Source organism: Olleya sp. HaHaR_3_96, assembly GCF_019278545.1.
Lineage (GTDB): Bacteria > Bacteroidota > Bacteroidia > Flavobacteriales > Flavobacteriaceae > Olleya.
In genome coordinates, this window is record NZ_CP058987.1 from 3439659 (window position 1) to 3451347 (window position 11689).

The following is an 11689-nucleotide window of genomic DNA, read 5'->3' on the forward strand; positions in this document are numbered from 1 at the left end:
ATTTACTGTGGCCATCTCTTAATCGATTGGGAGATTACCACGTCGTTGCACTCCTCGTAATGACTACTTATTTATTAAGTAAAAAAGGATGTCGTTTCTATCCTTAACGCGACTTATTAGTTATTGAATTGTAACTTTCGCACCATTAAACAATTTTCCTTCAGCAGAAACAATGTATGCTTCGTCTGTATTTAAACCAGATAATACTTCTACTTGATCACCAAACGTTCTACCTAAACGTAACCAACGTAATAATGCTGTATTGCTTTGGCTTACTGTGTACACTCCTGATAATTGTCCATTAGTTACAATGGCTTCATTTGGTATTAAAACCATGGATGACGTTGCTTTTCTTTCTACAGGAAATTGCACTGTTGTAAACATACCGGACAAAATACTAGCCTCTGTTTTATCTAAATCAATTTTTACTAGATATTGCCCTCCAGTATTTTTAGCAGAAGTACTCACTTCTTTTACTTTTCCTTTTAAGGTCTTATTAATCGATTTCACCAAAACATCTACTGTAGTTCCTGTTTTAATATCAGAAATTTCAGTTTCCGGTACCATTGCCATCACTTCAAAGTTCCCAGGTGTTTCTATACTTATTAATGGTACACCAGGATTAGCCATATTACCAGCTTCCACATTTTTACTAGTCACCGTTCCGCTAAAAGGTGCAGTAATATTACTGTAAGCAAATTGTGCGTTAATTTCGTTTTTCATTTGATTGGCACCCTCTACTCTAGCTTTTGCCATTTCAAAATTTGCAGTCATATCATCCATCTCTTTTTGAGAGGCACTATTATCGGCAAACAAATTTTTAAAACGGTTGTAATCTTTTTGTGCATTATTTAAAGCGGCATTAGCTTCTGTAATCCCCGCATTAACCTGAGCTCTTTTAGCTTGTAAATCGCTATTATTAATTGATACTAATAATTGTCCTTTACGTACTTTATCTCCAACATTTACGTACACTTTATTAACGTAACCCATCATTCTAGTACTTAAATCTGCACTATTAGTGGCTTGAATTTTTCCACTTACAGATAAAAAAGGACTGTTGGTATTTGCTGCAACTTGACTCGTTTTCACACTAATTGTTGGCGAATTATCTACAACTATTTTTTTGTCTTCGCTACCACAACTAGCGACTAATAGAGCTATAGAAAGTGTTAGGATTGTATATATTTTTTTCATTTTTTGATTTGTTTATTATTTAGTCCTCGACTGCGCTCAAACTGACAACATTTTGTCTCCTCGAGCGCAGTCGAGAGGTCTTATTCTTTAGTTAAAAATTGCAAATATGCTTGTGTGTAATTATATTCAAAAATAGTTTGGTAGTATTCCAATTGCTTTTGTGCATATTGCGTTTCGGCAATTAATAAATCTGATGTTTTTTCTAAACCCTCTTTAAATCTATTGGTTCTAATTCTTAAAGATTCTTCAGATTGCTGTAATGCTAGAGTTGTTAATTTCAACTTATTGTCAGCATCTGTAAACGCACGCTTTGCTTTGTTTAATTCTAAATTACTTTGTGATACATATTGCTTGTATTCTAGCTTTGATTTTTCAAATTCGGCTTTACTTTTTTGTACTTTTCCAAAACGTTTTGAGCCTTTAAAAATATCCCAACTTAACTGTGCTCCAAATAAATACCCATTACAATCACCTTGGAAAATTTTATCATCATACAACTCGTAACTCCCAAATGCATTTAAACGAGGTAAAAACGCCATCTTATCTGCTTTATTCATCGCTTCATAAGCATTGGTTGATAATTGCATGGCTTTAATATCTGAACGATTTTCAGACACCATTTTATCCTCTAAAGTAAAAGAGGCAATGGTTAATTCATCTGTTGGAGTGTAAACGACATAGGTCTCATCATTCATTAAAAAAGACAAATAATTAGACGCATTTTGCACATTACTTTTAGCGGTTTGCAACTGATTTTGAACTTCAGTTACTCTCACTTCAACATTCAAAACATCTGCACGTTGTAAATACCCTTGTTTAAAACTATCGTCTGCTAATTTTTTATTAGCATTTGCAGCTTCTAACGCTTTTTCTAAAACAATAACTGCTTTATATGCTAATTGTAATTGCATGTAGGCTTTATCTACTTCAAACATTAAATACTCTTGTGTACGTTCTGTTTTTAAAGACATGGCTTCCATTTTAGACTTAGCAGCTTTACGTTGGTAAATACCATCTAAGTTTATTAATGGTTGCTGAATTTCGAATTTGGTTGCGTAGTTTTCAATTTGAGAAGGATCGTTTAACAACGCAGGACTAAAATCATTCTGAGTTAAAATCTCCTGATTTAATTTAGAACCAAAAGCCATTAAAGGATTGGTTGTCGCCATTGCAGTGTGACTTGCTGTAATGTTTGGCAAAAACACAGCATTAGTTTGTCTGTAGTCTGCTCTAGCTGCGTTAAAATCTTGTTCAGAAATTTTTATACTAGTATTATTATCAGATACTTTTGACAAAACATCAGATTTTGCTATGGGCACCAAGTCTTGTGCTTTTACAGACATACTGAAAACAAAAAGTAAAGCGACTATATATATGTGTTTTTTCATTTATCATTAATTTACAGTACAAAAATAGTTCAGGAATTTACTTTAGTCAGTAACATAGGTTACTTAAGAAAAGTAATTTGAATTAAGATATCATTAATAGCTCTAAATTTAGAATAAACAAAAAGCATACACACTGACAATTATCACGTAAAACTTTAATTATTAAATAATTACAAAAAAAAAGTTATAAAAAAAATGCTCATACACACTTATTACTAAGCATGGAAAAGCAACTTAAAAACAAAGTGTTGTTATAAATATATTGGTATCCCTTACTTTTGCACTCTATATGGATTCATTAACACAAATAGTATTAGGAGCAGCTGTAGGAGAAGCTGTTTTAGGTAGAAAAGTTGGAAACAAGGCCATGCTTTATGGTGCTATCGCAGGTACAATTCCTGATTTAGATGTTCTAGCTTCATTTTTTACCGACAATGTCACTGCACTTTATGTGCATCGTGGATTTACACATTCTATTGTGTTTTCTGTACTTTTCGCCCCTATTTTTGCATGGATTGTGACGCGTTACGAAACCTACAAAAACTTTAAAAACTGGACTTGGTTATTCTTTTTAGCCTTTGTAACACACCCTATTTTAGATGCACATACGACTTGGGGAACGCAACTGTTTTGGCCTTTTGATTTACGGTTAGCTTTTAAAAACATATTTGTAGTTGATCCATTATATACAGTTCCTTTTCTGATATTCTTGATTTTGGCCATGCGCCAGAAACGAACCACAACAAAACGACGTTTTTATAACAACATGGGATTAATAATAAGTACATCGTACTTAGCTATTACGCTACTTTTAAAATGGGCTGCTTACACAAAATTTGAATCTGCTTTAAAAGAACAAAACATAGCTTATTTAGATATTGATACTAGACCGTCGCCTTTAAACACCGTACTTTGGAGTGCCAATGTGCAAACTAAAGATGCTTTTTTACTTGGGAATTATTCGTTTTTTGACAGCCAACCTATCACTTTTGAAAGCTATCCAAAAAACCACGACTTATTAGGTAGTCTTGTTGAAGATAAAAGTGTAAAACAAATGATTGCTATTACTGAAGGTTGGTATACTATTACAAAGAATAATAACACGCTTTATTTTAACGATTTACGCTTTGGTTTGTTAAGTTTAAAACCAAAATCAGATAATTTTGTTTTTAAATACAAATTAGAAGTTGATCCTTCTGGTAAAGTTTCATTTATAGAGGCGCCTAAAGATTCTAATGACGGTAAAAAGCTATTATCAGAACTTTGGCAACGCTTAAAAGGAAATTAATTTCGGTTTAAAACCACAATTTAATTTCAACTAGACTAATTATTACATACTATTAACTTCTTTAGAATTTGAGAATGGAAATCTTTCAAATTTTGAATATCTTGTAAACTAAACTTATAAATTTATGGACATTACTGCAGCATATACGGATCTATATCAAATTACAATGGCGCAAGTCTATTTTGTGACTAAACCAAATGGCAAAGCGGTGTTTGACTATTATTACCGTCGTAATCCTTTTGATAATGGGTATGCCATATTTGCAGGGTTAGAAGATGTTTTAGATATACTAGAGTCGCTTAAATTCTCAGAGTCTGATATTTCTTATTTAAAGCAAAAAGGATTTGAGAACGAATTTTTAGAGTATTTAAAAAACTTTAGCTTTAAAGGTCGTATTCGCTCGAGTAAAGAAGGTGATCTTGTTTTTCCTAACCGTCCCATTTTACAGGTTGAAGCCAATATTATAGAAGCACAAATTATAGAAACCCTTTTACTAAATATTCTTAATTTTCAAACGCTAATCGCAACCAAAGCTAGCAGAATACGCTATAGTGCAAAAGATGCCATACTACTAGATATGGGACTACGTCGTGCCCATGCTACAGGTGGTTATTATGCATCAAGAGCTGCGGCTATTGGTGGTTTTGATAGTACTAGTAATGTGAAAGCTGCCGAAGATTACAACATCGCATCTACAGGAACAATGGCACATTCTTTTATCCAAAGTTATGATAATGAATTAGACGCATTTCGTGATTTTGCGCAAGTACGACCAAAAAACTGTGTGCTTTTAATTGATACTTATAATACCCTAAAATTAGGACTTCCAAATGCGATTATTGTTGCAAAAGAAATGGAAGACAACGGTGAAAAATTATTCGGCATCCGATTGGACAGTGGTGATTTAGCCTATTTATCTAAAAAAGCGAGAGCCATTTTGGATGCTGCTGATTTAAGTTATGTAAAAATTGTAGCGTCCAATCAGTTAGATGAATATGTTATAAAAAGTTTAAAAGAACAACAGGCGCCTATTGATGTTTTTGGTGTAGGTACTAATTTAGTTACAGGACGACCAGACGCGGCGTTAGATGGTGTATATAAATTATCTGAATACAATGGAGATCCAAGAATTAAACTCTCTGAAAACATTATAAAAGTATCGCTACCGTTTAAAAAACAAGTGTACAGAATGATTGATGCCGACGGGCTATTTTATGGCGCAGATGCTGTCGCGATTTATGCCGAAGGTGAGATTGATAAAATGGAACATCCTTTTGATATTACCAAGCAAATAGATATTAGTGAGTTAAAAAAAGAGCCTTTACTAGAGTTAGTCATGGAAGATGGTAAACGTGTAATACCTGCTAAAACTGTTACTGAAATTGCAGAATATTCGCAATCCCGTTTAGCACAACTACCGGATGAATATAAGCGTTTTCAAAACCCACATACCTATAAAATAGGACTAAGTAGTCAACTTAAAAAGGAACGAAATGAGCTAATCAATAAACATAAAAGCTAAAGTAATAATGTTAATGGCTATCTAAATATTAACCTAATACATTAAAAAATAGTCAAACTATGAAAACACTTTTAGTCATTGATGTACAAAACGATTTTATGCCGGGTGGATCTCTTGCTGTGCCAGATGGAGATAACATTGTACCTGTAATAAATAGCATACAAGATAAATTCGACTTGATTGTAGCCACACAAGATTGGCATCCTAAAACGCATTCTAGCTTTGCTGTAAACCATGATAACAAATCTAATTTTGACAGCATAGAATGGCGCGGAAAAACACAAATATTATGGCCAGAACATTGTGTAGAAGGCAGTAAAGGAGCCGAATTACACTCTGAATTAGATACTATAAAATATGAGGCTATTTTTAGAAAAGGAACCGATAAAAATATTGATAGTTATAGTGCTTTTTATGACAACAACCATTTAAAATCAACAGGGTTAGCGGGTTACCTAAAAGAAAAAGAGGCCTCAAAACTATATTTTTGTGGACTAGCGTCTGATATTTGTGTTTACTTTTCTATTCGCGATGCTGTTCAAGAAGGTTTTGAATGTTATTTTATTGAAGATGCTGCAAAAGCTTTAGATTTAGAAGTATTTGAAGCTATTAAAATCAAGATGATTACTATGGGTGTGCATATTATAACATCAGAATCCATATAAAACTATCTAACGACATCTTCTGTTTAACTTCTTGTTCCGCCATGTCCTCCGGCTACCACTAACATTATTTTCACACTTAAATAAATGAATTTAAAAAACTGAATGATTGGATTCATCATTTTAAATCTTTGATATCTTGATATTCTTTCTGTCATGATGTTTGTGTTTTTATTGGTTTTATTGAAGGTGTCTTATTTAACGAATTTATTAAACGATTAAAAAAACACCCCTAAAGTCCCTTCAAGGGGACTTTACTCATTTCTACTTACTGATAACCTATTAGTTAAAACTAAAATAATATTTAAGAACACTTATTCTGGAATCAACCACCAAAAAGGTTTCATTTTTGCTTTATAGATGAACGCATAATGCAATGCTAGTTTTAACCAATGTCCTGCTAAACCAATTTCTCCAAAGGTTTTCCCTAATTGTCTACCTTGTGTTTTTGGATATTTTTCGTAATCTGGGACAATTGGGTAGGTTGTAATACTAACACCACTCCCCTTTGTCATTCCATAACCAGCGGAAGCAATACAAGCTGCCCCCATGTTACCCATAGATCCTTTATGGTTTAAAGATTCTTTTCCACTTTTAATAGAGTCTATAATATTATCTGCGACCAATTTTGCGGTAATACCAGAAGGCATTCCTGTACGCGGTGGCGCAGGAGAAATAACCGTTCCGTTTTTGCTAGTTCTTGGTTTAGAAATAGCATGTGGTGGCGCAAATGCGATTCCTGGTGCAAAAATGTTTTTATAACTTGGGTTTTGATACGTTTCTGGCCAATCTTTAACAGACCATTCTTCATACGGTTTTTGTGTATAATCGGCATCTACGATCATAAAGCCTTTAAATAGTTTTTCTGTGATGTCGTTTTCATTTTTATCAAAAGCTTTAAAACCATGACCAGAAAATGAAGGAATTAACATTGCAAAATCATAAGTTTCAGTCTTATATTCTCCTTCCAAGTTTTCATAATGTGCAATACCATCTTCAATTTTATTAACACCAGCTCCTAATATCCACTTAATGTCTCTGTCTTCAAAAACCATTTCGACCATTTCATGAGATTTCATAGTCATGCTCCCGTAACTTAACAGCATACCATCCATCCCAAAATCGCCTAATTGGTATTCGTTAGAAATCCAAGTGACTTCTGCCATATCACGAACATTATGCTTGCGCAATTCTTGTTCTACATTTAATATATATTCAAAAGCAGCACCTTGGCAAGTTGATTTTGCGTGTCCTGTACCTATTAAAATTTTAGCTTTTTTACCAGCTTTCATTTCTTGTATTAGTGCTTTTAAACCTTCCCAAGCATGGTCCGCATGTGAAAATGTGCAAACAGAATAAGCCTTATTTTGACCAGGAATTAACCCCTCAGTCGCTTCAAAATTCAGTTTAGGTCCAGTAGCATTAATTAAATAATCGTACGTTATTTTTTCTTGTTGTCCTTTATTGTCTCCAACAACGTATTCCGATAAAACATATGGTTTATCCTCATTTTTATCGCCTTCAGGAAAAAAAGAAATTGCTTTAGCTTGTTTATAACCTATTCCTTTCTTTTTGTATAAAGGTGCTAATGGGAAGTAGATTTTCTCCGATTTCATTCTTCCAATTCCAACCCAAATATTAGACGGTACCCATTGGTAATTACTGTTAGGAGATACCACAACAACTTCGTGATCTTTAGATAGTTTTCTTCTTAAATGAGTTGCTGCAACGTGACCAGAAATTCCTGCTCCTAAAATGACTATTTTAGACATGATTGTTATTTTTATGTAAAGATATAATCAACTAAAATACTAAACAGTCACTTTTGTTACACAAGTCATTTAATTTATCTTCCTATAACTCCAAACTGCTAAACCATTCATAATAAAGGCGTAAAGAAGCGTTTTTAATAACTGAGGAAGAATATCTTTAAAACCAGAACCTTTAAGCATCACCATACGCATGACTTCTACAAAATATCTTATTGGGTTAAATTCGGTAAGTGTTTGTGCCCATTTTGGCATGCTCTCTATTGGTGTAAATAAACCACTCATTAAAATAAAAATAACAGTAAAAAACCACGCAATAAACATGGCTTGTTGTTGTGTATCTGTAAAATTAGAGATGAATAAACCAATTCCTAAAATAACCAGAATATAAATAGAGGTATAAAAATATAGTAATGGCAAACTACCAATTATGGGAACATTAAAAATGACCTTTGCTAAAATTAAGCCGACAGTTAATAACCCCATTCCTATAACCCAAAACGGAAAAAGTTTGCCTATAATAAATTGGCTTTTTTTAATTGGAGTGACATTAATTTGCTCCAGTGTACCTATTTCTTTTTCGCGGACGATATTCATTCCTGAAAGAAACAATGTAATCATGGTTACCAATAAAACCAATATACCAGGAACCATAAAGGTTTTATAATTTAAAGTTTTATTATACCAAAATAATGGAATTGTCTCTATGCTAATTGGTTGTCTTAATTTATCTGAAACTTGTAACAAATCGAGTTTTATGTTTTGATTGAAACGTTGTATAATTTGATTGACATATACATTTTCTACACCTGCTGCTGCGCCATCAATAGCATTAATAGTTACACCCAAACTGTTATGCTTTTCTTTTTGTAAATCCCGCTCAAAATAGTGTGGAATTTGTATAAGCACATCCACTTCACCTTTTAACATGGAAGCACTTGCTAATGCTTCCGAAGGAAAATCTGTTAACACATTAAAATAAGTAGAGGCATTAAATTTTTCAACTAACGCTCTAGACGTTGATGTGTGATCATTATCAATATAACCAAATTTGATATTCTTTACTTCAAACGTAGCCGCATTAGATAAAATAACGAGTTGAAATATAGGCATAACAAAAATGATAGGCAGCATGCCTTTATTTCTAAAGATTTGCTTGAACTCCTTTTGTATGATGTATAAAATTGTTTTCATATTATTTCCCACCTTTCGGCTCCGCTCAAGATAAACTTCAGCAAGAATCTTTATTAAATATCATTTTTAATAAACGTCTCGACTGCGCTCGACGAGACAACTTTACTCTTTTATTCTAATCTAATTTTATATTTCTTAACACTTAAGCCAATATAAAAGATGGTCATTCCTATTAAAATCAGGGTTTCTTTCCATAGATATTGTAAGCCAACTCCTTTTAGCATAATCCCTTTTATGATGATAATAAACCATTTTGCTGGAATGATATTACTAATCACTTGCAATGGTAATGGCATGCTTGAGATTGGAAAAATAAAACCAGATAATAGAATTACAGGTAGCATTAATCCCATTAAAGAAATCATCATAGCCGTTTGCTGTGTTGCCGAAATTGTGGAGATTAAAATACCTAAGGCTAATGCTGTAATTATAAACAAAACACTTTCAAAACCCAATAAAATTAAGCTGCCTTGAACTGGCATTTTAAATATAAATATACTTAAAACTACAATGACGATCGCGTTTATAACAGATAGAAATATATAAGGAAATACTTTACCAACAATAACTTGAATTGGTTTTATTGGTGATACTAAAAGGATTTCCATAGTGCCTAATTCCTTCTCTCTTGTGATAGAAATAGATGTCATCATTGCAGAAACTAACATTAAAATAATAGTCATTACACCAGGAACAAACATGTACACACTTTTTAATTCTGGATTATAAACCATTCTGGTTTGTGGTACAATTTGATAGGCGATTGTCATGTCTTTATTCAATTCTTTTTGATATTGCTGAAGAATGGCATTGACATAATTACTTATTGTATTTGCAGTATTTGGATCTGTAGCATCGGTAATAATCTGAATAGTCGCATTATGATCTTTGACTAGCTTTTTACTGAAATCTTTTTCGAAATTTAAAACTGCTTTTACTTTTCCTTTTTTAAAAATAGTTTCAATATCAGCTTCTCTCTCAACAATTTGATTGATACTAAAGTATTTTGAAGCTGAAATTTTATTAATAATTTCTTGTGTTGTTATGTCTTTAGAGTGATCTAAAATAGCAATATCTACATTGTTTATTTCATTGGTAATCGCGAAACCAAATAACATAATTTGTGCTATTGGCATTCCGAAGAGAATAAACAACGAGCGTCTATCTCTAAAAATGTGATAGAATTCTTTTTTTATGAAGCCTATGAATCTTTTCATTTCTTTATTCCTGCAGATCTCACAGATTCCCGCAGATTTTTTTAAATGTTATCTTTGATTTTAAATTTACTTTTTACGTCAAAACCCTCTTTATCTAAAAGATTTTTTCTCCCGCTGATTTCGCTGATTACCGCAAATCTTTTTAGTTTCCCCTTGATTTGATATTTATTTTTTTTCGCAAATCTGCGGGATATTTTTTTTTATAATCCATTTACTTTTCTAAAAATTCCTTTTGTTATATCATCCACATTAAAATTCACTAAAATGCCTAATTTTAATTCTGAAATTTTCAAGTAAGTCAAAACTTGCTTATGATGTACTTTAGCTAAATTTTCAATCGATTTTATTTCTATTATTACTTTATTATTTACTAGTAAATCTAATCTGAAGCCAATTTCTAATTCTATACCATCATAAAATACTGGTAATGGGACTTGTTTTTTAACTGATAATCCTTGTTTCTTTAATTCATACATTAAAATAGCTTCATATACAGACTCTAATAAACCTGGTCCCAATTCATTATAGACTTTAAAAATCGCTCCTCTGATTAGGTATGAAATATCATTTTCTGTTTTTTGCTCCATAATGTTTTTTTATATAATTTCTTTATAATTACTCCCGAAAATCTCACAGATAACCGCAGATTCTACTCAAGGTGTACTCATACTTTTTCTGCGGTAATCTGTGAGATCTGTGGGGTATTTTCTATCCTCTTGCTAGTTTTAAAAACACATCGTTCATATTTGCAGCGTTAAATTGTTGCTTAAGCTTTTTAGGTGTATCTAAAGCTTCTATTTTTCCGTTTACCATAATAGACACACGATCACAATACTCAGCTTCATCCATATAATGTGTGGTTACAAAAACGGTTGTGCCTTGATTAGCTGCTTTGTAAATCATTTCCCAAAACTGACGTCTAGTAATAGGATCTACTCCTCCTGTTGGCTCATCTAAAAACACAATTTTTGGATCATGAATTAAGGACACAGAAAAAGATAATTTTTGTTTCCAACCTAAAGGTAAAGCACCGACTAATTGGTTTGCTACGTCTTCCAATCCTAGCTCTTCAAGCAAGATTGCTGTTTTTTCTTTTATTCGTTTTCTGGATAGTCCATAAATCCCTCCAAAAAACGTGATGTTTTCTTTAACCGTTAAATCGTCATACAAAGCAAATTTCTGACTCATATAACCAATGTTTTTCTTTATATTTTCGGCTTGTTTATAAACATCAAATCCTGCCACCTGAGCGTTACCTGAAGTTGGTTTAGAAATACCTATTAACATTTTCATCGCTGTAGTTTTTCCTGCGCCATTTGCTCCTAAAAACCCAAATATCTCACCTTTTTTAACATCAAAAGTAATGGCATCTACAGCTGCAAAATCTCCGTACATTTTGGTTAACCCTTCTACTTGTATGACCGTATTGTTGTCCATTCGTTTTTTTTCTAG

General features: G+C 32.5%; 11 protein-coding genes. 3 read left to right on the forward strand and 8 right to left on the reverse strand.

Annotated elements, in window-relative coordinates:
* Positions 1-120 precede the first annotated feature (120 nt).
* Positions 121-1197, reverse strand: coding sequence for an efflux RND transporter periplasmic adaptor subunit (locus tag H0I26_RS15130; RefSeq protein ID WP_218699824.1), 1077 nt, complete (start codon positions 1195-1197; stop codon positions 121-123).
* Between the two features lie 80 nt (positions 1198-1277).
* Positions 1278-2585 carry a TolC family protein gene (locus H0I26_RS15135; RefSeq protein ID WP_218699825.1) on the reverse strand — a complete coding sequence of 436 codons (1308 nt, stop codon included), beginning with the start codon at positions 2583-2585 and terminating at the stop codon, positions 1278-1280.
* A 289-nt stretch (positions 2586-2874) separates the two neighbouring features.
* Between H0I26_RS15135 and H0I26_RS15140 the strand changes: the two genes are divergently transcribed.
* The 3 genes from H0I26_RS15140 (at position 2875) to pncA (ending at position 6060) form a co-directional block, all read left to right on the forward strand.
* Complete coding sequence (locus H0I26_RS15140; protein WP_218699826.1) at positions 2875-3873, forward strand: metal-dependent hydrolase; 999 nt, start codon at positions 2875-2877, stop codon at positions 3871-3873.
* A gap of 124 nt (positions 3874-3997) precedes the next feature.
* On the forward strand, positions 3998-5395 hold the full coding sequence (locus H0I26_RS15145; protein ID WP_218699827.1) for a nicotinate phosphoribosyltransferase: 1398 nt from the start codon (positions 3998-4000) through the stop codon (positions 5393-5395).
* Positions 5396-5454: 59 nt separating this feature from the next.
* Positions 5455-6060 (forward strand): bifunctional nicotinamidase/pyrazinamidase, encoded by a 606-nt coding sequence (gene pncA, locus H0I26_RS15150; RefSeq protein ID WP_218699828.1) that lies wholly within the window; start codon positions 5455-5457, stop codon positions 6058-6060.
* A 23-nt stretch (positions 6061-6083) separates the two neighbouring features.
* Here the strand turns inward: pncA and H0I26_RS19790 are convergent, their stop codons facing one another.
* From H0I26_RS19790 to H0I26_RS15175, 6 genes are all read right to left on the reverse strand, one after another.
* Positions 6084-6215 carry a hypothetical protein gene (locus H0I26_RS19790; protein WP_256935139.1) on the reverse strand — a complete coding sequence of 44 codons (132 nt, stop codon included), beginning with the start codon at positions 6213-6215 and terminating at the stop codon, positions 6084-6086.
* Positions 6216-6371: 156 nt separating this feature from the next.
* Entirely contained in the window at positions 6372-7829 is a 1458-nt protein-coding gene (locus H0I26_RS15155) for an NAD(P)/FAD-dependent oxidoreductase (protein WP_218699829.1), read from the reverse strand.
* A 69-nt stretch (positions 7830-7898) separates the two neighbouring features.
* Entirely contained in the window at positions 7899-9020 is a 1122-nt protein-coding gene (locus tag H0I26_RS15160; protein WP_218699830.1) for an ABC transporter permease, read from the reverse strand.
* A 110-nt stretch (positions 9021-9130) separates the two neighbouring features.
* Complete coding sequence (locus tag H0I26_RS15165; RefSeq protein WP_218699831.1) at positions 9131-10237, reverse strand: ABC transporter permease; 1107 nt, start codon at positions 10235-10237, stop codon at positions 9131-9133.
* A 200-nt stretch (positions 10238-10437) separates the two neighbouring features.
* Positions 10438-10824 (reverse strand): GxxExxY protein, encoded by a 387-nt coding sequence (locus tag H0I26_RS15170; protein ID WP_218699832.1) that lies wholly within the window; start codon positions 10822-10824, stop codon positions 10438-10440.
* Positions 10825-10945: 121 nt separating this feature from the next.
* Positions 10946-11674, reverse strand: coding sequence for an ABC transporter ATP-binding protein (locus H0I26_RS15175; RefSeq protein WP_101018992.1), 729 nt, complete (start codon positions 11672-11674; stop codon positions 10946-10948).
* Positions 11675-11689: the final 15 nt, after the last annotated feature.